Source organism: Nocardioides lentus (assembly GCF_039529515.1).
GTDB lineage: Bacteria > Actinomycetota > Actinomycetes > Propionibacteriales > Nocardioidaceae > Nocardioides > Nocardioides lentus.
The window spans coordinates 595,309-618,447 of the sequence record NZ_BAAAMY010000001.1 but is presented as its reverse complement, the minus strand read 5'-3'; the positions used below and the strand labels follow the sequence as shown (position 1 = coordinate 618,447).

25 protein-coding genes are annotated in these 23,139 nt (G+C 74.8%); 13 read left to right on the top strand and 12 right to left on the bottom strand.

Translation table 11 applies throughout. The features are described 5' to 3' along the window. Positions 1-2: 2 nt before the first annotated feature. Entirely contained in the window at positions 3-1,430 is a 1,428-nt protein-coding gene (locus tag ABD158_RS03035; protein ID WP_344003493.1) for an aldehyde dehydrogenase family protein, read from the bottom strand. 66 nt (positions 1,431-1,496) lie between these two features. After that, positions 1,497-2,282, bottom strand: coding sequence for an SDR family oxidoreductase (locus tag ABD158_RS03030; protein ID WP_344003491.1), 786 nt, complete (start codon positions 2,280-2,282; stop codon positions 1,497-1,499). Positions 2,283-2,395: 113 nt separating this feature from the next. Between ABD158_RS03030 and ABD158_RS03025 the strand changes: the two genes are divergently transcribed. From ABD158_RS03025 to ABD158_RS03015, 3 genes are all read left to right on the top strand, one after another. After that, on the top strand, positions 2,396-4,111 hold the full coding sequence (locus ABD158_RS03025) for a FumA C-terminus/TtdB family hydratase beta subunit (RefSeq protein ID WP_344003489.1): 1,716 nt from the start codon (positions 2,396-2,398) through the stop codon (positions 4,109-4,111). 103 nt (positions 4,112-4,214) lie between these two features. Then, positions 4,215-5,528 (top strand): MFS transporter, encoded by a 1,314-nt coding sequence (locus ABD158_RS03020; protein WP_344003487.1) that lies wholly within the window; start codon positions 4,215-4,217, stop codon positions 5,526-5,528. Positions 5,529-5,578: 50 nt separating this feature from the next. Then, entirely contained in the window at positions 5,579-6,031 is a 453-nt protein-coding gene (locus tag ABD158_RS03015; RefSeq protein WP_344003485.1) for an SRPBCC family protein, read from the top strand. Between the two features lie 39 nt (positions 6,032-6,070). On the opposite strand, the gene ABD158_RS03010 is transcribed toward ABD158_RS03015, so the two are convergent. Continuing rightward, the gene (locus tag ABD158_RS03010) at positions 6,071-7,000 is read right to left on the bottom strand and encodes a cation diffusion facilitator family transporter (protein WP_344003483.1); all 930 of its coding nucleotides are present in this window, start codon (positions 6,998-7,000) and stop codon (positions 6,071-6,073) included. 185 nt (positions 7,001-7,185) lie between these two features. On the opposite strand from ABD158_RS03010, the gene ABD158_RS03005 reads away from it, so the two are divergent. Both ABD158_RS03005 and ABD158_RS03000 read left to right on the top strand, forming a co-directional pair. Then, on the top strand, positions 7,186-7,701 hold the full coding sequence (locus tag ABD158_RS03005) for an RNA polymerase sigma factor (protein WP_344003481.1): 516 nt from the start codon (positions 7,186-7,188) through the stop codon (positions 7,699-7,701). Beyond that, positions 7,698-8,462 (top strand): hypothetical protein, encoded by a 765-nt coding sequence (locus tag ABD158_RS03000; RefSeq protein ID WP_344003478.1) that lies wholly within the window; start codon positions 7,698-7,700, stop codon positions 8,460-8,462. The genes ABD158_RS03005 and ABD158_RS03000 overlap by 4 nt, the downstream gene beginning before the upstream one ends. Here the strand turns inward: ABD158_RS03000 and ABD158_RS02995 are convergent. Further along, positions 8,449-9,357 carry a MarR family winged helix-turn-helix transcriptional regulator gene (locus ABD158_RS02995; protein ID WP_344003475.1) on the bottom strand — a complete coding sequence of 303 codons (909 nt, stop codon included), beginning with the start codon at positions 9,355-9,357 and terminating at the stop codon, positions 8,449-8,451. The genes ABD158_RS03000 and ABD158_RS02995 overlap by 14 nt on opposite strands. A gap of 112 nt (positions 9,358-9,469) precedes the next feature. Between ABD158_RS02995 and ABD158_RS02990 the strand changes: the two genes are divergently transcribed. After that, positions 9,470-11,059: an MFS transporter gene (locus tag ABD158_RS02990; protein WP_344003472.1), complete on the top strand. Its 1,590-nt coding sequence runs from the start codon at positions 9,470-9,472 to the stop codon at positions 11,057-11,059. Between the two features lie 15 nt (positions 11,060-11,074). Here ABD158_RS02990 and ABD158_RS02985 read toward each other — a convergent pair whose 3' ends face one another. From ABD158_RS02985 to ABD158_RS02960, 6 genes are all read right to left on the bottom strand, one after another. Further along, entirely contained in the window at positions 11,075-11,467 is a 393-nt protein-coding gene (locus ABD158_RS02985) for a hypothetical protein (protein WP_344003469.1), read from the bottom strand. Between the two features lie 77 nt (positions 11,468-11,544). Beyond that, on the bottom strand, positions 11,545-12,486 hold the full coding sequence (locus tag ABD158_RS02980; protein ID WP_344003466.1) for a glutathione S-transferase family protein: 942 nt from the start codon (positions 12,484-12,486) through the stop codon (positions 11,545-11,547). A 180-nt stretch (positions 12,487-12,666) separates the two neighbouring features. After that, positions 12,667-13,275, bottom strand: a complete 609-nt coding sequence (locus ABD158_RS02975; protein ID WP_344003463.1) for a hypothetical protein — start codon at positions 13,273-13,275, stop codon at positions 12,667-12,669. A gap of 26 nt (positions 13,276-13,301) precedes the next feature. After that, positions 13,302-14,387, bottom strand: a complete 1,086-nt coding sequence (gene hisC, locus ABD158_RS02970; protein ID WP_344003462.1) for a histidinol-phosphate transaminase — start codon at positions 14,385-14,387, stop codon at positions 13,302-13,304. A gap of 10 nt (positions 14,388-14,397) precedes the next feature. Continuing rightward, positions 14,398-14,964, bottom strand: coding sequence for a VanZ family protein (locus ABD158_RS02965; RefSeq protein ID WP_344003459.1), 567 nt, complete (start codon positions 14,962-14,964; stop codon positions 14,398-14,400). A 198-nt stretch (positions 14,965-15,162) separates the two neighbouring features. Continuing rightward, positions 15,163-16,071, bottom strand: a complete 909-nt coding sequence (locus ABD158_RS02960) for a dimethylarginine dimethylaminohydrolase family protein (RefSeq protein WP_344003458.1) — start codon at positions 16,069-16,071, stop codon at positions 15,163-15,165. A 107-nt stretch (positions 16,072-16,178) separates the two neighbouring features. Here ABD158_RS02960 and ABD158_RS02955 point away from each other — a divergent pair, with 107 nt between their 5' ends. After that, positions 16,179-16,853 carry a GntR family transcriptional regulator gene (locus tag ABD158_RS02955; RefSeq protein WP_344003457.1) on the top strand — a complete coding sequence of 225 codons (675 nt, stop codon included), beginning with the start codon at positions 16,179-16,181 and terminating at the stop codon, positions 16,851-16,853. Between the two features lie 39 nt (positions 16,854-16,892). Here the strand turns inward: ABD158_RS02955 and ABD158_RS02950 are convergent, their stop codons facing one another. Then, positions 16,893-17,576 (bottom strand): hypothetical protein, encoded by a 684-nt coding sequence (locus tag ABD158_RS02950; RefSeq protein WP_344003455.1) that lies wholly within the window; start codon positions 17,574-17,576, stop codon positions 16,893-16,895. 69 nt (positions 17,577-17,645) lie between these two features. Here ABD158_RS02950 and ABD158_RS02945 point away from each other — a divergent pair, with 69 nt between their 5' ends. The 6 genes from ABD158_RS02945 to ABD158_RS02920 all read left to right on the top strand — a co-directional run bounded on the left by ABD158_RS02945 (position 17,646) and on the right by ABD158_RS02920 (position 22,785). Further along, positions 17,646-18,038 carry a phage holin family protein gene (locus ABD158_RS02945; RefSeq protein ID WP_344003454.1) on the top strand — a complete coding sequence of 131 codons (393 nt, stop codon included), beginning with the start codon at positions 17,646-17,648 and terminating at the stop codon, positions 18,036-18,038. Further along, on the top strand, positions 18,035-18,601 hold the full coding sequence (locus tag ABD158_RS02940; RefSeq protein ID WP_344003453.1) for a low molecular weight protein-tyrosine-phosphatase: 567 nt from the start codon (positions 18,035-18,037) through the stop codon (positions 18,599-18,601). The genes ABD158_RS02945 and ABD158_RS02940 overlap by 4 nt, the downstream gene beginning before the upstream one ends. Further along, positions 18,598-19,467 (top strand): fructosamine kinase family protein, encoded by an 870-nt coding sequence (locus ABD158_RS02935; protein WP_344003452.1) that lies wholly within the window; start codon positions 18,598-18,600, stop codon positions 19,465-19,467. The genes ABD158_RS02940 and ABD158_RS02935 overlap by 4 nt, the downstream gene beginning before the upstream one ends. A 51-nt stretch (positions 19,468-19,518) precedes the next feature. Then, the gene (locus ABD158_RS02930; RefSeq protein WP_344003451.1) at positions 19,519-20,211 is read left to right on the top strand and encodes a response regulator transcription factor; all 693 of its coding nucleotides are present in this window, start codon (positions 19,519-19,521) and stop codon (positions 20,209-20,211) included. Next, complete coding sequence (locus ABD158_RS02925; RefSeq protein WP_344003450.1) at positions 20,208-21,623, top strand: HAMP domain-containing sensor histidine kinase; 1,416 nt, start codon at positions 20,208-20,210, stop codon at positions 21,621-21,623. Before ABD158_RS02930 ends, ABD158_RS02925 begins: the two co-directional genes overlap by 4 nt. Before the next feature lie 214 nt (positions 21,624-21,837). Then, entirely contained in the window at positions 21,838-22,785 is a 948-nt protein-coding gene (locus ABD158_RS02920) for a hypothetical protein (RefSeq protein WP_344003449.1), read from the top strand. 147 nt (positions 22,786-22,932) lie between these two features. Here ABD158_RS02920 and ABD158_RS02915 read toward each other — a convergent pair whose 3' ends face one another. Beyond that, positions 22,933-23,118, bottom strand: a complete 186-nt coding sequence (locus tag ABD158_RS02915; protein ID WP_344003448.1) for a hypothetical protein — start codon at positions 23,116-23,118, stop codon at positions 22,933-22,935. Positions 23,119-23,139: the final 21 nt, after the last annotated feature.

The following is a 23,139-nucleotide window of genomic DNA, read 5'->3' as shown; positions in this document are numbered from 1 at the left end:
CCTCACAGACCGATCGCGACGGTCTTGGTCTGGGTGTAGCCGAGCATGCCCTCGAAGCCCTTCTCCCGGCCGTAGCCCGAACCCTTCCAGCCGCCGAACGGCAGCTCGATGCCGCCCGCCGCGCCGTAGGTGTTGACGAAGACCTGGCCGGCGACGAGGTCCTGGGCCATCCGGTGGGCGCGGGTCAGGTCGCGGGTCCAGACCGCGGCGACCAGCCCGTACTCCGTGCCGTTCGCGAGGGCGAGCGCCTCGTCGTCGGTGTCGAACGCCGTGACGGCGAGTACCGGCCCGAAGGCCTCCTGCTGGCCGATCGGCGAGGCCGGGTCGACCTGGTCGAACAGCGTGGGCCGGTAGTAGAAGCCGCGGTCGAGGTCGCCGCCGGTGGGGATCTCGCCGCCGGTGACCAGGCGGGCCCCCGAGGTCGCGGCGGCGACCTTCTCGTGGATCTGGTCGCGCTGCTTCGCGTTGATGATCGCGCCGAGGTCGGGGTCGCCCATCGCGGGGCCGATCCGCATCGCCTCGAAGGCCTCGGCGACCCGGCGGACGAGCTCGTCGTGGATCGAGCGGTGCACCAGCACCCGGGATCCGGCGGAGCAGGTCTGGCCGGCGTTCTGGGTGATCGCGGTGACGATCTTCGGCACCGCGAGGTCGAGGTCGGCGTCGGCGAAGACGAGGTTGGGGCTCTTGCCGCCGAGCTCGAGCACGACCGGCACCACGTTGTCGGCGGCGGCCTTGGCGATCAGCGTGCCGACGGGGCGGGAGCCGGTGAAGGACAGGTGGCCGACGCCCGGGTGGGCCGACAGCGCGGCGCCCGCCTCGTGGCCGAAGCCGTTGACGACGTTGACCATGCCGGGCTCGAAGCCGGCCTCGAGCGCGAGCCGGGCGATCGCGAGCGCGGTCAGGGGGGTGTCCTCGGCGGGCTTCAGCACCGCGCAGTTGCCCGCCGCGAGCGACGGCGCGAGGGTGCGGGCGGTCATCTGCAGCGGGTAGTTCCACGGGGTGACGTGGCCGGTGACGCCGAAGGGCTCGCGGGTGGTCCAGGCGACGCTGCCGCCGGGCTGCGGGATGGTCTCGCCGTGGAGGGCGTGGAGCACCCCGGCGTAGTAGTCGAAGTAGCGCGCGGTCACCGCCACGTCGTTGCGGGCCTGGCCCAGCGGCTTGCCGACGTCGCGGCACTCGAGCTCGGCGAGGCGCTCGCCGTCGCGGCGGATCAGGTCGGCGAGCGTCGACATCACGCCGCTGCGCCACTCCGGGCCCCGGCGCCGGGTGCGGGCGAAGGCCTCGCGGGCCGCACCGACGGCGGCGTCCACCTCGTCGGCCCCGCCGCGGGCGACCGTGGCGAGCCGCTCGCCGGTGGAGGGGTCGACGTCGTCGAAGACACCGGTGGTCTCGACGTCGCGGCCGTCGATGAGGCAGGGCACGTGGTGCACGGGTTCGCTCCTCGCGGTGGTGGGGTCGGGCTGGTGGGGCCGGGCCGGTGGGGCCGTCGGGGGCTCTCAGATGCTGCGGCCGCCGTCGACCGGCAGGACGACCCCGGTGACGAACGCCGCGGCGTCCGAGCCGAGGAAGCAGATCGCGGCGGCGACGTCCTCGGGCTGGGCGAGCCGGCCCAGCGGGATGGAGGCGATGAACCGCTCGCGGGCCGCCTCGGGGTCCGCGCTGCCCAGGAACGTCGAGAGCATCGGGGTGTCGGTGGCGACGGGGGCGACGGCGTTGACCCGGATCCCGTCGGGCGCGAGCTCGACGGCCAGGGTGCGGGCGAGGTGGTTGGCCGCGGCCTTGCTCGGGGCGTACGCCGCGAAGCCCGGCCGGGTGCGCTCGCCCATGACGGAGCCGGTCACGACGATCGCACCCCCGCCGGCGGCCCGCAGCGCCGGCACCGCGGCGCGCGCGGTGAGCCAGGCGCCCTTGACGTTGACCGCGAAGGTGGCGTCGAAGTCGCCCTCGTCGATGTCGACGGCCGGGGTGGGGTCGGTGGTCAGGCCCGCGTTGCAGGCGACCAGGTCGACGCGTCCGTACGCCGCGACGGCCTCGGCGACCATCGCCGCGCAGGAGGCCGCGTCGGTGACGTCGACCGTGACGGCGGTGCCGGCGACCTCCTCGGCGACGCGCCCGGCGCCGTCGGCGTCGCGGTCCGCGACGACGACCCGGGCGCCGGCGGCGGCCAGGGCCCGCGCCGTGGCGGCACCGATCCCGCTCGCAGCGCCGGTGACGATCGCGACCTTGCCCGTGTAGCCCGACGGGGTCGGGACGGACGTGACGGGTGCGCTGCGCTGGGTCATCGGCGATCCTCTTCGACGGGAGCGGTGTGTCGTGCACCACGCTACGGATAGAATGCCCGATAAGCAACGCTCATGTCGGACCCAGACCGATCATGCATGATCCAGGAGGCGCCATGACCCAGCAGTCGAGCGGGCAGTCGAGCCGGCAGCCCGGCGGAGAGCGGAGCGGGCCCGCGGGCGGGGCCCCGGCCTACACGCCGATCCTGCAGCGCGGCGCCGACACCACGTCGTACCGGCGGCTGGACCTGCCCGCTCCCGAGGTGCGCGAGGCCCTCGGCCGACGCTTCCTCGAGGTGCCCGGGGAGACGCTCGCGGCGCTGGCCGACACGGCGTTCGCCGACATCTCCCACTACCTGCGCACCTCCCACCTCGAGCAGCTGCGCCGGATCGTCGACGACCCGGAGGCCAGCGGCAACGACCGGTACGTCGCGACCGACCTGCTGCGCAACGCCGCGGTCTCGGCCGGTGGCGTGCTGCCGATGTGCCAGGACACCGGGACCGCGATCGTGATGGGCCGGCGTGGCCGCCACGTGCTCACCGACGGCGACGACGCGGCCTGGCTCACCGACGGCATCCGCTCGGCGTACCGGCGGCTCAACCTGCGCTACTCCCAGCTCGCGCCCCTGACCATGTACGACGAGCGGAACACCGGCGACAACCTGCCCGCGCAGATCGACCTCATGGCCGAGGGCGACGACGCCTACGAGCTGCTGTTCGTGGCCAAGGGCGGGGGCAGCGCCAACAAGAGCTTCCTGTTCCAGGAGACGAAGGCGCTGCTCAACGAGGCGTCGCTGATGGCGTTCCTGCGCGAGAAGATCGCCTCGCTCGGCACGGCCGCGTGCCCGCCGTACCACCTGGTCGTGGTCGTCGGCGGGACCTCCGCGGAGGCGACGCTCAAGACGGCCAAGCTGGCCTCGACGAAGTACCTCGACTCGCTGCCCACGACCGGCTCCGAGGGCGGTCGCGGCTTCCGCGACCTCGCGCTGGAGGAGCAGGTGCACCAGCTGACCCGCGAGCTCGGCATCGGTGCGCAGTTCGGCGGGAAGTACTTCTGCCACGACGTCCGCGTCGTGCGCCTGCCCCGCCACGGTGGCTCCTGCCCGGTCGCGATCGCGGTCTCCTGCTCCGCGGACCGCCAGGCGGTCGCGCGGATCACCGCCGAGGGCGTGTTCCTCGAGGACCTCGAGCGCGACCCGGCCCGCTTCCTGCCCGACGTGACCGAGGAGTCGCTCGCGGAGGCGGGCAGCGAGGTCGTCGCCGTCGACCTCGCCGGGTCGATGGACGACATCCGCGGGCGGCTCTCGGGGCTGCCGGTCGGCACGCGCGTCTCGCTGACCGGCGACCTCGTGGTCGCCCGCGACCAGGCCCACGCCGAGATCAAGAAGCGCCTCGACGCCGGCGAGGAGATGCCGGACTACCTGCGCGACTCCCCCGTCTACTACGCCGGCCCGGCGAAGACCCCCGACGGCTTCGCCTCGGGCTCGTTCGGCCCCACCACCGCCGGGCGGATGGACACCTACGTCGAGCAGTTCCAGGCCGCGGGCGGCTCGCTGGTGATGCTCGCCAAGGGCAACCGCTCCGCCGCCGTCGCCCGGAGCTGCGGCGAGCACGGCGGGTTCTACCTCGGCACGATCGGCGGTCCCGCCGCGCGGCTGGCCCAGGACTGCATCACCCACGTCGAGGTCCTCGAGTACGAGGAGCTCGGCATGGAGGCCGTCTGGCGGGTGCGGGTCGAGGACTTCCCCGCCTTCGTCGTCATCGACGACCAGGGCCGGGACTTCTTCACCGACGACTCCGGACCGGTCCTGCAGATCACCCGGCGGCCCTGAGCCGACGGCCGCCCGGGCCCGCCCGGGCGTCGATCAGACCGGATCCCACGGATCATGCATGATCCGTTGACGCTCGGCATCGCACCGTCGTAACGTGCATCACATGACGACCGCCACACCCGGCGCTGCTGCGCCCACCACGACCTCCTCCGACATGCGCAGGGTGGCCGGCGCCAGCCTGATCGGCAGCGCCATCGAGTGGTACGACTTCTTCCTCTACGGCACCGCCGCCGCCCTGGTGTTCAACCGGCTGTTCTTCCCGGAGGCCTCGCCGCTGGCGGGCACCCTCTTCGCGTTCGCGACCTTCGGCGTCGGGTTCTTCGCCCGACCCGTCGGCGCGGTCGTGTGCGGCCACCTCGGCGACAAGGTCGGGCGCAAGCGGATGCTGATCTGGACCCTGATGGTCATGGGTCTGGCGACGGCGCTGATCGGCATGCTCCCGTCGTACGCCACGATCGGCGTCGCGGCCCCGATCCTGCTGGTGGTGCTGCGGATCGCCCAGGGCTTCGCGGTCGGGGGCGAGTGGGGCGGCGCCGCCCTGATGGCCGTCGAGCACGCCCCCGCCGACAAGCGGGGGTTCTACGGCTCCTGGCCCCAGCTCGGGGTCCCGATCGGCCTGATGCTCTCGACCGCGGTCTTCGCCGTCGTCTCCCAGCTGCCCGACGACGAGTTCCTCGCGTGGGGCTGGCGCGTGCCGTTCATCCTCAGCCTCGCGCTCGTCGCCGTCGGCCTGTTCATCCGCCTCAAGGTCTCCGAGTCGCCCGCGTTCGCCCAGCTGCAGGCCAGCGGCGAGCAGGTGAAGACGCCGATCGTCGAGGTCTTCAAGCGCCACCCCAAGCAGGTCTTCCTGTCCGCCGGGATGCGCTTCACCGACAACATCGCCTACTACGTCTTCGCCACGTTCGCCCTCACCTACCTCACCGGCGAGCTGGGGATCTCCCGCAACGTCGCGCTGCTCGGCGTGCTCGTCGCCTCCGCCGTCGAGCTGGTGCTGATGCCCTACTTCGGGGCGCTCTCGGACCGCATCGGCCGCCGCCCGGTGATGATCGGCGGCTCGGCGGTCTGCGCGTCGATGGCCTTCCCCTACTTCCTCATGGTCGGCACCACGAACCCCTACCTCGTCGTCCTCGCCACGGTGCTGATGATCGGCGTCGGCCACGCCGCCGTCTTCGCCCCGCTCTCGGCGTTCTTCTCCGAGCTCTTCGGCACCGGCGTGCGCTACTCGGGCACCTCGGTCGGCTTCCAGCTGGGCGCCCTCGTCGCCGGCGCCCCCACGCCGTTCATCGCGACCGCGCTGCTCGCGGGCAGCGACGGCGAGCCGTGGCTGATCGCGGGCCTCACCGTCCTCGGCGCGCTGGTCACGATCGTCGCCACCTGGCTCGTCGCGGAGACCTACAAGGCGGGGCTCTCCGACTGAGCCGTCGCGCACGGCCCCGGGGCGGCGGGGCCGCTGGCTACGCTCGCGACATGGCCCACGACGAGCGCATCGTGTCCGAGACCGCCCCGATCGCCGCCCCGCCGGAGGTGGTGTTCGCGATCCTCGCGGACCCCCGCCAGCACGAGCGCATCGACGGCTCCGGATCGGTGAAGGGCAACATCACGGGGCCCGACGTCCTGTCGAGGGGCGCGACGTTCGGCGTCGACATGAAGATGTTCGGGCTGCCCTACAAGATCCGCAACCGGGTGGTCGAGTTCGAGCAGGACCGCCGCATCGCGTGGCGCCACTTCGGTGCGCACCGCTGGCGCTACGAGATCACCCCGACCGCGACCGGCTGCGAGGTCACCGAGACCTGGGACGCGAGCCGGTACGCGCGGCCGGCGTGGCTGGTGCTGAAGACCGCGGGCTTCCCCGACCGCAACCGCAAGGGCATCGCCGGCACCCTCGTGCGCCTGCGCGAGGCCGCCGAGAACGACGCCTGAGGCCGGACGGCGGGCTGACGACGGACCCGGACGGTGCGCTCAGTGCGCCTCGCCGAGGTCCTCGTGCGCGCGGTGCGAGGCGGGCTCGACCTGGAAGGTGGCGTGCCGCACCGCGAAGTGCGCCGCCGTGCAGCCGGCCAGGTCGTCGAGGATCGCTCCCACCCCGCGCTCGTCGAGGACCTCGTCGGTGACGGTGACGTGGGCCGACAGGCTCGGCAGGCCGGTGGTGATCGTCCAGGCGTGGAGGTCGTGGACGTCGACGACGCCGGGCATCCGCATCAGGTGCGCCTGCACGTCGTCGAGGCGGACGTCGCGGGGCGCGGCCTCGAGCAGGACCGCCACCGAGTCCCGCGCCAGCGCGACTGCACGGGGCAGGATCATCGCGGCGATCAGCAGCGACCCGATCGGGTCGGCCCGATCGAAGCCGGTGGTCCAGATGACGACGCCCGCCACGACCACCACCACGGAGCCGAGGGTGTCCGCCGCGACCTCCATCGTGGCGCCGCGCATGTTGAGCGAGCCGGTCGTCGAGCGGGAGAGGACGAGCAGCGAGACCGCGTTGGCGACGAGGCCGACGAGCGCGAAGCCGACCATCGGCCCCGCGGCGACCTCGGTCGGCTCGAGCAGGCGACCCGCCGCCGCGACGGCCAGGTAGACGCACAGCGCGACCAGCACGACGGCGTTGGCGAGCGCGGCGAGCACCTCGGCCCGGTGCCAGCCGAACGTCGCGCGTCGACCCGACGGCAGCGCCGCGACGTACGACGCCCCGAGCGCGAGCACGATCCCGGCCGCGTCGGTCGCCATGTGGCCCGCGTCGGCCAGCAGGGCCAGCGACCCGCTGATCCAGGCCCCGACGAGCTGCACGACGAGGATCGACCCGGTGACGGCGAGCACGACCTTGAGGCGGCGGCGGTCGCCGGCCCGGCCGGCGGCGTGACCGCCGTGCCCGTGCCCGTGACCATGACTCATGCGAGAAACCTTATATGACGGAGCCCGGATCGTCCCCGACGCCGCGTGAACGTCCGCCCGACGAGCGACGTACTACCTTCGGACGCGGCCACCGCCGCGTCGTGCGCACCGACGACGACGGGGGCCCCGAGACGATGTCAGCAGTGCTCGCCGGTCCCCGACCGGGCACGGCCGGGAGGTGGGCGATGGGGCGGTCCGCCCCCGCGACCGGCTTCGACCTCGCCGACGCCTGGCGCGACCACGGCTCCGCGCTCCTCGGCTACGCCGTCAACTGCCTCGGCGACCGCGGTGCGGCCGAGGACTGCGTGCAGGAGACGTTCCTGCGGGCCTGGCGCGCGCGCGACCGGTACGCCGAGCACCGCGGCTCCGAGCGCACGTGGCTGTTCGCGATCGCCCGCAACGTCGTGGTCGACGCCGCCCGCGCCCGCGCGCGGAGGCCCGTGCCGGTCGACGACGACGGCCTGCGCCACCTCGCGGACACCACCTCCGAGCACGACCGGGTCGAGGACCGTGCCACCCTGGTGGCAGCCCTGGCGCAGCTCAGCGCGGAGCACCGCGAGGTGCTCGTCGCGGTCCGGCTCGAGGGGCTGACCTACGCCGAGCTGGCCGCGCGCACCGACGTGCCGGTCGCGACCCTGCGCACCCGCTGCTACCACGCCCTGCGCGCCATGCGCGCCCTCGTCGGGGAGGAGAGCCGATGACCGACCGCGAGCGCCCGCCCCACGAGGCGGCCCTCATCGCCGGCGCCGTGAGCGGCGACCTGGACCCCGAGGGACGGCGGACCTACGAGGCCCTGGTCGCCGCCGACCCGTCCGTGGCCGCCGAGACCGCGTCGCTGCGCGAGGTCTGGGTCCGCCTGGGGCGGATGGACCGCTGGGTCGAGACGGACCCCGACCCCTCCCTGACCGCACGGGTCCTGGGGCTCTCCGCCGACGACCCCGACGTCCCCGGTGGGTCACGACCGGTGGCGACTCCCGTCGCGCTCCCCCCGGGCCCGCGCCCGCGGGGCCGGTGGCTGCTGGCGGCGGCCGCGGCCGTCGTCCTGCTGGTGGTCGGAGGGGCCACCGGGACGTGGCTGGCCGGACACGACGACGGCGGCACGAGCGCCGAGCCGGCCGCGCCGACCCAGGGTCCCCCCGGGACGCTCGGCGCGGTCGAGCCGATCGACTTCGCGGGCGAGCCGGCGGCCGTCGACATCGACGCCTCGCTCGTCGCGCACACCTGGGGCACCGAGACCGTGCTCGACATGGACGGCTTCACGCCCGGCGAGCCCTACCGCGTGGTCCTCGTCGGCGCCGACGGCGGCGAGGAGCAGTCCGGGACCTTCCTGGGCTCGGAGGTCCGGATCGCCTGCCGGATGAACGGCGCCCTGCTGCGCGAGGACGTCGACGCGGTCGAGATCCGCGACGCCGACGGCGACGTGGTCGCCACCTCCGACGTCCCGACGGTCACGGCGGGCTGACCGGCCCCGGTCCGCCCGTGCCGGTGACGACCCGGCGCAGCAGCCCGAGCAACCGCTCGAGGCGGTCCGGCGCGAGGCCGCCGAGGACGCGCTCCGCGCCCGCGCTCCCCCGGCGGCGCGCCTCGGCCAGGGTCGCGGGCGCCCCGGCGGCCAGGTGGATCACGTGCGTACGACGGTCGGCGGGGTCGGGGCGGCGCGTGGCCAGGCCCCGCTCCTCGAGCTCGTCGACGATCGCGACGGCTCCCGCGGGGCTGACGCCGATCGCGCGGGCGAGCCCGCCCTGCGAGACCGGGCCCAGCGCGTCGAGGGCGGTGAGCGAGCCGACGTGGCGGGGCTCGATCCCGACCGGCTCGAGCAGGGCCTGGAACTCGCGGTGGAGCCAGCCGTGGACCCGCGGCAGCAGCACGGCGACCCGCTCGACGACGACCGGGGCCGGGTCGGGGCCGAACACCGGAGCGGCGAGCTCGAGCAGGAGCGCCCGCAGCTCCGACCGCTCGTCCGCGTCGAGGCCCTCGAGGAGGACCTCCTCGAGGCCGTCGACGTCGGCGTCCCACCGCCGCGCGGCGGCGCGTCCGGCCGGCGTGGGCGCCAGGCGGTAGGAGCGCCGGTCGTCGGGGTTCCGCGCGCGGGAGACCAGGCCGGCCCCGAGCAGCTCCCCGGCCACCTTGACCATCGTGGTGCGGCTGACCCCGACCGCGTCGGCGACCTCCTGCTGCGAGCGGGCGTGGTCGCCGCCGTCCACGGTCCGCAGCGCGGCGTACGCCGTCAGGTCGACGCCGGGCGCGAGCCGCTCGCCGGCGAGGAGGGCGACGCGGGCGGACGCCCGCCAGAAGACGTGGCCCGGGATCCGGGCGAGCGCGGGCAGCAGCGCGCGGCTGTGCGTGACCTCGCCCACGTCCGTGCCTCCTCGATCGTTCAGGGGTTGACGATACCGCCACCGCGCGTATCGTCGAGCCGGACGATCACCGGGTTGACCGTTCACCCGCGAACGATCTCGAGAGGCCGCCATGACCCACGTCAGCCCCGCCGCCGGTACCCACGCCGGTCGTACCGGGATGGACCCGAAGTGGTGGACGCTCGCCGCGGTCTGCACCGGCGTCTTCATGCTGCTGCTCGACATCACGATCGTGAACGTCGCGCTGCCCGACATCCAGCGCGAGCTCGACGCCTCGCTCTCCGACCTGCAGTGGGTGATCGACGCCTACGCGCTGAGCCTGGCCGCGCTGCTGCTGACGGCCGGGTCGCTGGCCGACCTGTACGGCCGCAAGCGGGTCTTCATGATCGGGACCCTGCTGTTCACCGTCGGCTCCATCGCCTGCGGCGCGGCCGGCAGCATCGGCGTGCTCACGGCGTCCCGAGCCTTCCAGGGCATCGGCGGGGCGGCGATGTTCGCCACCGCCCTGGCGCTGCTGGCGAGCGCGTTCCGCGGCAAGGACCGCGGCACGGCGTTCGGCGTGTTCGGCGCCGTCACGGGCGTCGCGGTGGCCCTGGGCCCGGTCCTCGGCGGGGTGCTCACCAGCGGCCTGTCGTGGCGCTGGATCTTCTTCGTCAACGTGCCGCTGTGCCTGGTCGCGCTCGGCGTCACCTGGGCGAAGGTCGGCGAGTCGAAGGACCCCCGCGCCGGGCGACCGGACTGGATCGGGTTCGTCGTGTTCACCGTCGCGCTGGGGGCGCTGGTCTACGGACTGATCGAGGCCGGGCAGACGTCGTGGGGCGACCCGCTGGTCCTCGCCTGCCTGGCCGTCGCCGCCGTCGGGCTCGTGGTGTTCGCGATCAGCCAGCGGGTGCAGGCCTCGCCGATGTTCGACCTCGCCCTGCTGCGCAAGCCGACGTTCGTGGGCGGGCTGGTGGCGGCGTTCGGGGTCTCCGCGTCCATCTTCTCGCTGCTGACGTTCCTCGTGATCTACGTGCAGAACGTCCTGGACTACTCCGCGGTCGGCACGGGCGTGCGGTTCCTGTTCCTGTCGGCGGCGTCGTTCGTGGCCGCCGCCGTCGCCGGACGCCTCACCGAGCGGGTGCCGGTGAAGTGGCTGATCGGGCCGGGCTTCCTCGTGCTCGGCACCGGCCTGCTGCTCTTCCTCGGCATCACCGAGACCTCGCAGTGGACGCACCTGATCCCCGGCATGGTCGTGTCCGGCATCGGGATCGGGATGATCAACCCGCCCCTGGCCTCCACCGCCGTCGGCGTCGTGCCCGTCGAGCGCTCGGGCATGGCGAGCGGCGTCAACTCGACCTTCCGCCAGGTCGGCATCGCGACGGGCATCGCCACCCTCGGCTCGCTCTTCGGGCGCGAGGTCGCCGACGCCGTCCGGCCCGAGCTGGCCTCGCAGGTGCCGCCGGGCGCGCTCGACGGACTCGTCGAGGCACTCTCCGGCGGTCAGGTCAGCGCCGCCGCCGAGGGCGCGCAGGCCCAGGCGAGCGCGACCGGCGGGGCGACCGCGGGCCAGCAGGCGTTCGACCTGGTCACGCGGGTGGGCACGTCGGGCGTCGTCGACGCCCTCAACCACATCGTCCTGATCGCCGCCGTGCTGGCTCTCGCCTCCGGCGTGGCGTGCCTGCTGCTCATCCGTCAGAAGGACTTCATCGCCCGCGGCTGAGCGCCGCGCCCGTGGTCAGCAGCGGGGCAGGCTGCCTCGCCGCAGGTCACCGCCCGTGCCCGAGTTCGGGTCGCTCACGAACCAGCCGATCTCGTCGGTCGAGCGGACGACGACCGTGCGGGGCGCGGACACCCTGCCCACGGCGGGCTTGACCGTGAAGCGGGCGGTGGCGCCGTTCTCACGGGTCCGGAAGAGGCCCCCGCTGTGCACGTGGCCCGCGTCCCGGCTGTCGAGGCGGAACCGCACCGCGGGCTCGCCGCCGTCGGTCGTGGTCCGGCAGGCCTGCAGGTCGGAACCGTGGTAGCCGCCGACGACCTCGTACGCCGCGGAGGCGGACGGGGCCAGCGCGACGAGGCCGGCGGTCAGGGCGGTGGCCAGCAGGCCGGAGGCGAGGGGGCGCGACATCATGCCGCGGATCATCACATCCGCGGGGGTCGGGCCGCGCTCCCGCGCCGCGGTGGGCTAGACCGCGGCCGGGACGCGCCTCAGAGCTTCTCGCGACCGTGCGCGGTGTGCCAGACCGAGAGGTCGGGACCCTTCGGCACGATGCCCGACGGGTTCACGTCGGTGTGGACCACGTAGTAGTGGGCCTTGATCTGGTCGAAGTCGATCGTCTCGCCGAAGCCGGGCGTCTGGAACACGTCGCGCGCGTAGCCCCACAGCGCCGGCATCTCGGTCAGCTTGTTGCGGTTGCACTTGAAGTGGCCGTGGTAGACCGCGTCGAAGCGCGCGAGGGTCGTGAAGAGCCGCACGTCGGCCTCCGTGATCGCGTCGCCCATGAGGAAGCGGCGGTCGGTCAGCCGCTCCTCGAGCCAGTCCATCGCGGTCCACAGCCGGTCGTACGCCGAGTCGTAGGCCTCCTGCGAGCCGGCGAAGCCGCAGCGGTACACCCCGTTGTTGACCTCGGTGAAGATGCGCTTCATGACGTCGTCCATCTCCTCGCGGACGTCGTCGGGCCACAGGTTCGGGGCGCCCTCCTTGTGGTGGTCGCGCCACTCGAAGTACAGGTCGTGGGTGATCCACGGGAAGTCGTTGGTGACGACCGCGCCGGTGGGCACGTCGACCATCGCGGGCACCGTGATGCCACGCGGGTAGTCGGGGTAGCGCGCGAAGTAGGCCTCCTGCAGGCGCTCGATCCCCAGCACGGGGTCCTTGCCGCCCTCGTCGAGGTCGAAGGTCCAGCTGCGGGCGTCGTGCGTGGGGCCGGGCATGCCCAGCGAGATCACGTCCTCGAGGCCCAGCAGGCCGCGCACGATGATCGCGCGGTTGGCCCACGGGCAGGCCTTCGCGGCGACGAGGCGGTAGCGACCCGGTTCGACCGGCCACCCGTCCCGTCCGTCGGCGGTGATCCGGTCCGGGATGTAGTTCATGTCCCGGTCGAACTCCTTGCCGGACTCGACGTAGGTCGGGGTCTGGTCGGTAGTCATGTCAGTACTTTACCCCTGAACCATCTTCCCTATCCGGCTTTCCTCCCGCCCAGCGGAAGCACCCCGTCCACCCCCCTCCCGACCTCGATCGTCGACGTCGGCACGAACGAGCAGGAGGGGCCCCACGGGTCCCGATCGGTGCCGTCCCGACCGCTCCTCCTCGTCCGTCCCGACGCAGGGTCAGCGGTAGGGGCTGCCCGGCGGTGCGGTGCCGAGGGCGGCGCGGTCCTCGGAGAAGTGCACGCCGTGCCGGCCGCAGGCGTGCAGCAGCCGGTCGCGCACGGCGGCGCGGGCCTCGTCGCCGTAGACCGCCGCGTCGAGCCGCCAGGGCGCGGTCCGCTCCGCCCCGTGGAGCGGCTGCCGCGGCCGCAGCACGAGCACGGCGTCGTGGCCGTCGGGCAGCCACCCGACCTCCAGCAGCTCCGACCACGGCCAGTGGCGCTGCGGCCTCGTCCCCGCCGCCGGGACGGTCAGGCCGCCGTCGTCCACGTGGAACAGCGAGCGACCCCGGCCGGCGGCCACCAGGACGAGCGGCAGCAGCACCAGCGGCACGGCGACCCAGGCGTAAGCGGTGAGCGGGACCCCCAGGAGCTGCATCGTGGCCACCACGACGAGGGCGCCGAGGAGCAGCCGCACGACGTAGCTGCGCTGCCCTCGCGAGCGCACGTGGTGCGGCTCGACGGGCTCCGCACGGCGCCGCGAGGCGGCCTCGAGGCGATCGGCGAGGGCGTCGAGGTCGGGTGGCCCGACCCGCTCGGGCCCGGGCTCACCGTCGTGCTCGGCGGTCATGACGGGACCGTACGCCGGGTCGGGCGCTAGTCGCGGCTGAACGCCGCGGCGACCTCGAGCAGGCGCGCGTTGGCCTCGGGCTCCCCGACGGTGACGCGGCAGCCCTCCCCCGCGAACGGGCGGACCACGACCCCCGCGGCGTCGGCGGCCGCGGCGAAGGCGGCGGCCTTCTCGCCGAGGTCGAACCAGACGAAGTTGCCCTGCGCGTCGGGGACGTGCCAGCCGACCTCGGCGAGGCCCGCGACCAGGCGCTCGCGCTCCGCGACGATGCCGTCCACGCGCTCCAGCAGCTCGGGCTGGGCCTCGAGTGAGGCGATCGCGGCGGCCTGCGCCACGGCGGAGACGCCGAACGGCAGGGAGACCGCGCGCAGGGCGGCGGCCACCTCGGCGTGGGCGACGGCGTACCCGACGCGGAAGCCGGCGAGCCCGTAGGCCTTGGAGAAGGTGCGGAAGACGACCACGTTGTCGTGGCGCCGGTAGGTGCCGATGGCGTCGAGCGCCTGCCCGCGGGAGGGGTCGAGGCGCACGAACTCCAGGTAGGCCTCGTCGAGCACCACCAGCACGCGGGCGGGGACCTTCGCGAGGAAGGCGTCGACCTCGCCCTGGGTGAGCGCGGGCCCGGTCGGGTTGTTGGGGGTGCACAGCAGCACGACGCGGGTGCGGTCGGTGATGGCGGCGGCCATCGCGTCGAGGTCGTGGCGGGCCTCGGCGGTCAGCGGGACCCGGACGCCGCGGGCGGCGGCGGTGGTGATCGCGATCGGGTAGGCCTCGAAGGAGCGCCAGGCGTGCACGACCTCGTCCCCGGGCTCGCAGTAGGCCGCGAGGAGCTGGTAGATCAGCGCGACCGACCCGGTCGCGGCGGCGAGGTCGCCGACCGGCACGTCGAGGCGGGCGGCCAGCTCGGCGTACAGCGCGGCGCTGCCCATGTCGGGGTAGCGGTTCATCTCCTCGACCGCGGCGTGCGCGGCGGCGACGACACCCGGCAGGGGCGGGTAGGGGTTCTCGTTGGAGGACAGCTTGTAGACGACGAGGTCCTCGCGCGGCGACGGCGGCCGGCCCGGCACGTAGGCGGGGATCTGCTGGACGTTGCCGCGCGGCTGGGGTGCACTCACCCGCCGCACGCTAGGACATCGCGCGGGGCGCGCGCTCGCGCCAGGGGCGGAGCAGGACAACCAGCACCAGCCCGATCGCGAACCCGATCCCGGCACCGGTCACGTTGTCCACGACGTCGGTGATGTCGCAGGCCCGGTCGATGCGCGCGAGCGCGAGCTGGGTGGCCTCGATGGCGACCGAGTACGCCGCGAGCAGCCCGACGCCGAGGGGCGCCAGCACCCACCCGGCGCGCCACCGGGCGGCGACGACGACCACCAGCGCCCCCGACGGCACGAACAGTGCCGTGTTGAGCAGCCGCTGGCCGCCCGAGAAGATCCAGAAGCCGTCCGGCGCCGGCCCGCCGTAGTCGAAGGAGCACACCGTCTGCACCTCGTCGGGCATCAGGTAGCCCGGCGGCCCGGAGGCGGGCACGAGCGTGACCAGGCCGATGACGACGAGCGTCCAGACCAGCCCCGCCGAGGCGTACGCCGCGACCGGGCCGGAGCGGCGGGCGGCGACGAGGGCGACGAGGCCGAGCAGCAACCCCGCCACCACCGCCCCGAGCACCATCACCCCGGTGCCGCCGAAGTTCACCACCCCGCGAGGCTAACGAGGGGCCGATGGGGGCCAGAGGGGTCTCGTGGCTCCCCGGCTCCTGCGTCGCCGGCTCGCACCTCGACCTCCGGATCGACCTCGCACCTCGACCTCCGGATCCACCCGTAGGTCGAGGCGCGAGGTCGCGAGGCACGAGCGGGCGAGCCACGAGACCCGGTGACGGTCACACCGGCCCCTCGCTCAAGCCAGCAAGACCTCCCCGCCCGGGACGACGGCGAGGTCGCGGCCGAGGCGCAGGTCGAGGGGGTTGGTCAGGCAGCGGACCGACCCGCCGCCCTTGTGGAACTCGCTGACGTCGAGCAGGACCACGGTGAACCCCCAGCCCTCGAGCACCTCCCGCACGCGCGGCGGGCAGGCGGGGGCGAGGACCGTGCGGTCGACGACCACCGAGTTGGCCACGAAGGTCAGCGCCTCCTCCTCGCTCAGCACGAGCGGCTCGGGCACCAGCGCCAGCAGGGCCTCCGCGGAGGCGGGGTCGAGGGCCGCCGGGCAGACCATCGCGCGGCGGGAGTCGAGCGGCTGGAAGGCGAGGTCGAGGTGGTACATCGACGGGTGCACGATCCGTACGCCGCGGACGCGGACCTCCAGCTCGGCCGCGAGCGCGTGCAAGGCGGGCTCGGCGGTGCGCGGGCCGTGGCCCACGACCAGCTCGCCGCCGAAGGCGAACGCGTCGCCGGCCTCGAAGGACGCCTCCCCCGCGAGCTCGACCGCGCGGGCACCCCGCCCCGCGAACCACGGCGCGGCGCTCAGGCCCTCCGCGCGGCGCTCGGCGTACCGCATCCGCGACATCACCACGCGGCGGTCCGTGCCGTCCGCGGAGGCGACGGCCAGGCCGAGGTTCATCGCGTAGACCATGTCGGGCGAGTCCGGGCGCTGACCGAGGACGTCGACGCGGGCCCCGAGGCCGCGCAGCGCGCCGACCATCCGCTCCCACTGACGGCGGGCGTAGCGCGGGTCGGGCTGGCGGGCGGGGTCCATGAACGGGTTGATGACGTAGTCGACCCGGAAGTGGTCGGGCGAGACCGCGGCGTAGTGGCGTCCCCAGGGCAGGGGCTCGGCGACGCGGACGGCGTCCGGGGCCAGGGTCATGGCGTGTCTCCTCGGGGTCGCGCTGATCGTCAGGTTGTCAGACAATCTGACGATCAGTGTGGTGGTGCCGTGCATCCCACGCAAACAGGCGCGACACTGGAGGGGTCATGGACTTCGGGACCCTCCGCCTCGAGCACTCCTCCACCGTCGACCGGGTGGTCGAGGAGCTGCGGCGTGCGGTGTTCGACGGCGAGGTCGAGTCGGGCACGGCGCTGCGCGAGGTGGCGCTGGCCGAGAGCCTCGGCGTGTCCCGGCCCACGGTCCGCGAGGCGCTCACCGTGCTCGTCGCCGACGGCCTCGCCACCCGCGAGCCCCACCGCGGCGTCTCGGTCGCCACGCCGAGGGCCGAGTCGGTGCGCGACGTCTGCCGGGCCCGCGCGGTGCTCGAGGGCGCCGGCGTGCGCCGCTGGCACGACGCGGGCGACCCGGCCCGGACCGCTGTCCGGGAGGCGCTGGACCGCTACACCGGCGCGGTCGCGGCGGGCGCGTCGTACCGGGAGCTCAACGCGCTGCACCTGGCCTTCCACGTGTCGCTGGTCGGCCTGACGGGCTCGCCACGACTCGTGGCGATGGCCGAGGACCTCGTGCTGGAGCTCAAGCTCGCCCTCGCGCAGGTCGACCGGATCCGGCGCAACGCCCACGACCAGGCCGACTCGCACACCCGTCTCGTGGTGCTGCTCGAGGCCGGCCGGATCGAGGGAGCCGACGGCGCGAGCGCCGAGCTCGACGCCCACCTGCGCGACGCGGAGACCTCGATCCTCGAGGCGCTCGCGCTCGGCTGAGGGCCCTGGGCCGACGGCACCCGTGCGAGGACGGGCCGCTCAGCAGCGGCCGAAGCGGAACCCCAGCGGCACCCGTGTGGTCTCGACGGCGCGACCGGTGGACCCGGCGGCTCCGTCGGGCGACCAGTCGACCTGGAGCGCGCGCGACCGAGAGCCCGCCGAGCCGGTCACCCGCACCAGCATCAGGGCCTGTCGACCCGCCGGCACCCGGTACGCACCCGGCCCGGGGGGACCGACGGGCACCCACCACCGGGTGGACCTCACCAGCCCACGCGTGGTCCGTCCGCGCAACGGCATCGGCCACGGATCGGCCGTCTGGGTGACGTTGTAGCGACCGACGGCCTCCTCGGTCAGCAGGACGAGCTGGACCCCGCGCAGGCGGGCGTCCCGGGTGCCGACCCCCCGCACGGCCCGCACGTCGACCGCACCGACCCGCGCCTCGACCACCGCCTGGGCGAGGCTGACGGCCCCGGGGCCCGTGCAGGTGACCCGTCCGCCACGGCGGACCGACACGAGCTCGCCGGCCGCCGGCGGGGCCGGCGTCGCCACCACCACCTCGGGCTCGGCGACAGGCCGGTCGGTGCCGGTCGGGGGCGACGCGGAGGCCGTGGCGGGGGAGGCACCCGCCCCGCTGGGGCCCTCGGTCCCCGGGGTGGCGCCGCACCCCGCCGTGAGCATGACCGCGACCGCCACCAGGGCGCCGTACCGCGCACGTGTCGTCATGGGCCCCGACCCTAGGCCGGGCCGGCGTCGTTCAGGCGGCGTTCAGCCGGGCTCACTAGAGTCACGCCGGTGAAGTTCGTGGCGTCGGTGGTGGCGGGCATCGCGGGGCTGGCGGCCGCCGCGTGGCTCTTCGAGGGCATCTACTTCGTGGGGCCGACCCGCGGGATGGCGGAGCTGGAGCAGAAGTTCCTGCCGCTGGTGCTGACCGGGCTGATCTTCGGCGTGGTCACGAGCGTCGTCGCGCCGGTCGTCCGACTGGTGGCCCTCCCGTTGGTGATCCTCACGATCGGGCTCTTCCTGCTCGTCATCAACGCGGGGATGCTCGCGCTGACGGCCTGGTTCGCCTCGCAGGTCGGGCTCCCGTTCCGGGTCGAGGGCTTCTGGACCGCGGTCGGCGGCGCCATCGTGATCACGCTGGTCACCTGGGTCGTCGAGCCGCTGTTCGAGACGGAGCGCGCGTGAGCACCGCCGCGGGCCCGCCCGACCTCCCCGCCCCCCGCACCCCGGGCCGCTACCACGTGGCCGTCGTCTGCCTCGGCAACATCTGCCGCTCCCCCATCGCCGGGGTCGTGCTCCGCGACCGGGTCGCGGGGGCGGGGCTCGCCGACGTGGTCACCGTGACCAGCGGCGGCACCGGCGGCTGGCACGTCGGCGGCGAGATGGACGCGCGCGCCGCCGCCACGCTCGACGCCGCCGGCTACGACGCCGACGACGTGGCCGGTCACCGTGCCCGCCAGTACGACGCCGGGTGGGCCGCCGAGGCCGACCTCGTGCTGGCCATGGACGCGGGCAACCTCGCCGAGGTCCGCCGCCGGGCCGAGGCCGCCGGGACCGCCGAGCCCGGGCGCCTGCGCCTGTTCCGCGACCTCGACGACGTCGACCCGGGCGCGGACGTCCCGGACCCGTACTACGGTGGCGACGACGGCTTCGAGGAGGTGCTGGGGATGGTGGAGAGGACCGCGGACCGGCTCGTCGCCGCCCTCCCGGACGCCCTCGACGGCGACCGGTCCGGGGGCCGCGCATGACCCGTCGACCCACCGTCGCGCGCCGCATCGAGCAGCTGCTCGGCTCCTCCGTCGTCGCCACCGCCCCGGTCGCGGGCGGCGACATCTCCACGGCCACCCGGCTGCGGCTCTCCGACGGCACGGTCGCGTTCGCGAAGACCCTGACCCAGTCGCCACCCGGCTTCTACGCCGCCGAGGAGCGCGGGCTGCGCTGGCTCGGCGAGGCCGCGACGGCGGGCGGCGCCCCCGTGCCCGAGGTGCTCGGCACCGACGAGGAGTGCCTGGTGCTGCGCTGGGTCGAGCCCGGCCGGCCGACCGAGGCCGCCGCCGCCGCGTTCGGGCGCGCCCTCGCCGCCACCCACGACGCCGGCGCGGACGGCTTCGGCGCGGACGAGGACGGCTGGATCGCGCGGCTGCCGCTGCCCAACGCCACCGCTCCCACGTGGGCGGAGTTCTACGCCACCCGCCGGGTGCTGCCCTACCTCAAGCTCGCCCGCGACCGCGACGCGATCGACGACGCCCAGGCCGCGACGGTCGAGTCCGTCGTCGGGCGCCTGCCCGACCTGCTGCCCGACGAGGCGCCCGCCCGACTCCACGGCGACCTGTGGAGCGGCAACGTCCTGTGGGGCGCCGACGGCGTCGTGCGCCTCATCGACCCCGCGGCGTACGGCGGCCACCGCGAGGCCGACCTGGCGCTGCTGTCGCTGTTCGGGCTCCCCCAGCTGTCACGGGTCCTCGACGCCTACGAGGAGGTCCACCCCCTCGCCGACGGCTGGGAGGACCGCCTCGGCCTGCACCAGCTGTTCCCGCTGCTCGTGCACGCCGCGATGTTCGGCGGCGGGTACGGCGCCCGCGCGGTCGCGGTGGCCGAGCCCTACGCGGGCTGAGCCGCCCCGACTCTCAGCGCGGGCTCAGGCGGTGCTGGCACGATCGGAGCCATGGACTCCGCGAAGGTGCTCGTCGTCGAGGACGACCGGGCGGTCCGTGAGTCCCTCCGCCGGTCGCTGGAGTTCAACGGCTACGCCGTGACCACCGCCGGTGACGGCGCCGACGCGCTGGCCGGGATCTCGCGGGTGCGCCCCGACGTCGTGCTGATGGACGTGATGATGCCGCGCCTCGGCGGGCTCGAGGCGACCCGCGCCCTGCGCGCCGCCGGCAACGACGTCCCGATCCTCGTCCTGACCGCCCGCGACGCGGTCGGCGACCGGGTCGAGGGCCTCGACGCGGGCGCCGACGACTACCTCACCAAGCCGTTCGCCCTCGCCGAGCTGCTCGCGCGGGTGCGGGCGCTGCTGCGTCGGCGCGCCGCCACCGGGCCCGAGGAGGAGGACGAGGTCCTGTCCTTCGCCGACCTGACGATGGACCTCGCCAGCCGTGAGATCCGGCGCGGCGAGCGCGCGATCGACCTGACCCGCACCGAGTTCACGCTGCTGGAGATGTTCCTGCGGCGCCCGCGGCGGGTGCTGGAGCGCTCCTTCATCCTCGAGGAGGTCTGGGGCTACGACTTCCCGACCACGGCCAACTCCCTCGAGGTCTACGTCGGCTACCTGCGCCGCAAGACCGAGGCGGAGGGCGAGCCGCGGCTGATCCACACCGTGCGCGGCGTGGGGTACGTGCTGAGGGAGTCGTGACCGAGACCCTCGGCGGGGCGGGCCGGCGCCTGCACTACAACCGCTCCCTCGAGAGCCGGGTCATCCTGCTGACCACGGCCGCGGTCGGCCTCGCCGTCGCGATCATGGCGCTCGCGGCGTTCGTGACCGTGCGCGCGCAGATGCAGACGACCCTCGACGAGAGCCTGCAGAACCGCGCCGACAAGGCCGCCCGCGCTGGCGCCCTCGCCCAGATCACCACCGGCAGCTACGCCGTGCCGAGCTGGGCGCTCGGCGCCGCCGACGTGCGGATCGCCTACGTCAGTGCCGACGAGGTCGCCTTCTTCGCCGACACCGAGCGGCCGCTGCCGCTGGGGCGGAGCGAGGTCGAGGTCGCCCGCGGCGACCGGGACCACTCCGCCCGCACGATCAGCGTCAGCGACACCCGCTACCGGGTCGTGGCGGTCCGGGCACCCTCCTCCACCGACGTCGCCCTCGTCATCGCGCAGCCGCTGACCTCGCAGGAGCAGGTGCTGTCCAAGCTCGGGCTCGTCCTCGGCTTCTTCGGCGGCGGCGGCGTCATCGCCGCCGCGCTCGCCGGCTGGGCGGTGGCCCGCAACGGGCTGCGGCCGGTGCGCAGGCTGACCCACTCCGTCGAGCACATCGCCCGCACCGAGGACCTGCGGCCGCTGCCCGTCGAGGGGCACGACGAGATCGCGCGGCTCGCCGGCGCGTTCAACTCGATGCTCGCCACCGTCGCGGCGTCCCGGGACCGGCAGCGCCGGCTCGTCGCCGACGCCGGCCACGAGCTGCGCACCCCGCTGACCTCGCTGCGCACCAACATCGACCTGCTCAGCCAGTCCGACGCCGCGACCGCCTCCGGCCACGGGCTGCCGCCCGAGGCCCGCGCCGAGCTGCTCGACGACGTCCGCGCCCAGACCGAGGAGCTCAGCACGCTGGTCGGCGCGCTGGTCGAGCTCGCCCGCGACGAGCCGCTGCCGACCGTGGTCGAAACCGTCGACCTGTCGGAGGCGGTCGACCGCGCGGTCACCCGCGTCCGGCGGCGTGCCCCCGGCGTACGGCTGGAGGTGGAGCTCGAGCCGTGGCTCGTGCAGGGCGAGTCCGACAGCCTCGAGAAGGCCGCCCTCAACCTGCTCGACAACGCCGCGAAGTGGTCGCCCCCGGGCGGGACGGTGCGGGTCGGCCTGCACGAGGGCCGGCTCGTCGTCGACGACGAGGGTCCGGGCATCGCGCCGGCGGACCTGCCGCGGGTCTTCGACCGGTTCTGGCGCTCGGAGGAGTCCCGCACGATGCCCGGCTCCGGCCTCGGGCTCGCGATCGTGGCGCAGGTCGTGGACCGCCACTCCGGCGCGGTCCGGGCGGGCGAGTCCCCCGCCGGCGGGGCCCGGCTCGAGATGTGGCTGCCCGGCCGACCCGCGACCGTCGACGCCTGAGCCACGCTCCTCCGGGCCCAGGGCCCGGGGACGTCGCCGCGCCCCGGTCCGGGGCGTCCCACGCCGGGCCGGACCGGGGCCGTGGCGGCGAGCGCGCGGCGCCCCTCGTTCCCCCCGGAGGAGACCCCGGCGGCCCGCCGGTGACGACGCTAGACGCACGGCATTCACACAGGACACGCTCCGCACGTGAACCCGGGCGTGCGAGGGTCGAGCCATGGGTACCTCCGGCAGCGCCGAGCGGGGAGCGCGCGAGCCCCCCGCCGTGACCGCGGTTCCCACCGCGTTCGCGCGGGAGCTCTCGGCGGCGGTCGACGCCTCGGGGATCTCGCTGCACGCCCTCCAGCGGCGCCTGCAGGAACACGGCGTACGGATCAGCCTGACCGCGCTCAGCTACTGGCGGTCCGGGCAGCGGCAGCCCGAGGGTCCGGGCTCGCTCGACGCCGTCGACGAGCTGGAGCGCATCCTCGGTCTGATCCCCGGCCACCTCACCGGCCGGCTGGGCCCCTCCCGACGCCCGGGCGTCGTCCGGGAGCGGGCGGCGTACGGCGACCTGCTGGAGCTGCCGCTGGCCGTGGCGCTCACCGGTCACCTCGACCGGCTCGGGCTGCTCGGGGTCGCCGACGACCTCGCCGAGGTGACGGTCATCGCCACCGTCGAGGTCGACCGCCGCGGCCACGTGCGCTCGCAGTCGACCCGCACGCTCTACCGGGCGGTGCGCGGTGGGGTCCGCTCGATCCCCCTCGTCGTGACCAACGGCGGCTCCCCGCTCCTCGCGCCGCCGGTGCTGCGCTCCGTGCACGGCGGCGTCGCCCGGCGGCGGGTCGTGGACCGCTCCGCCGGGGTCTGCGTCTGGGAGCTCGGCCTGGACGCCCCGCTGACCGCGGGGGCCACGACCGTGGTCGAGAGCGTCCTGGACGTGCCGGTCCTGGACGAGCCCGCCCTCGGGCCCCAGTGGGAGCACCACCTCCTGCGACCGGCGCGGGAGCTGCTGCTGTGGGTGCGCTTCGACCCGTCCCGACGGCCCGCCTCCTGCGTGGCGTGGGAGCGGACGCCCGGCGAGGCGGAGCGCACGCGCCAGCTCGAGGTCGGCGCCGGGGGGAGCACGCACCTGTCGATGCACGGCTCCGGCCCCGGCACCCTCGGGATCCGGTGGCTCTTCTGAGTCCCGGCCGCGTCAGACCCCGCACCTGGCCCTACCGGGGACGCGGGCGTCGGGCCCGACGAGCAGAAGTGCCCCGACAGGCCCCCGGAGGCCCCTCGGACCCGACTTCTCCTCGTTCCTTTCGACGCAGTGGGGTGGGATCGGGCCTCAGACCCCCTGCACGCCCAGCAGCACGACGTGGACCGCGAAGCAGACGAGCGCGGCGGCCAGCAGCCGGCGGCCGAGCCGCGAGTCGGCCGGCCCGGGACGGCGGCCACCGGACCGCTGACGGTAGGCCGCGACCATGGCGGCGAGCAGGAACGCGTTCGCCAGCAGCAGCGTCACGATCCCCATGCCCGCACGGTAGCCAGCGGC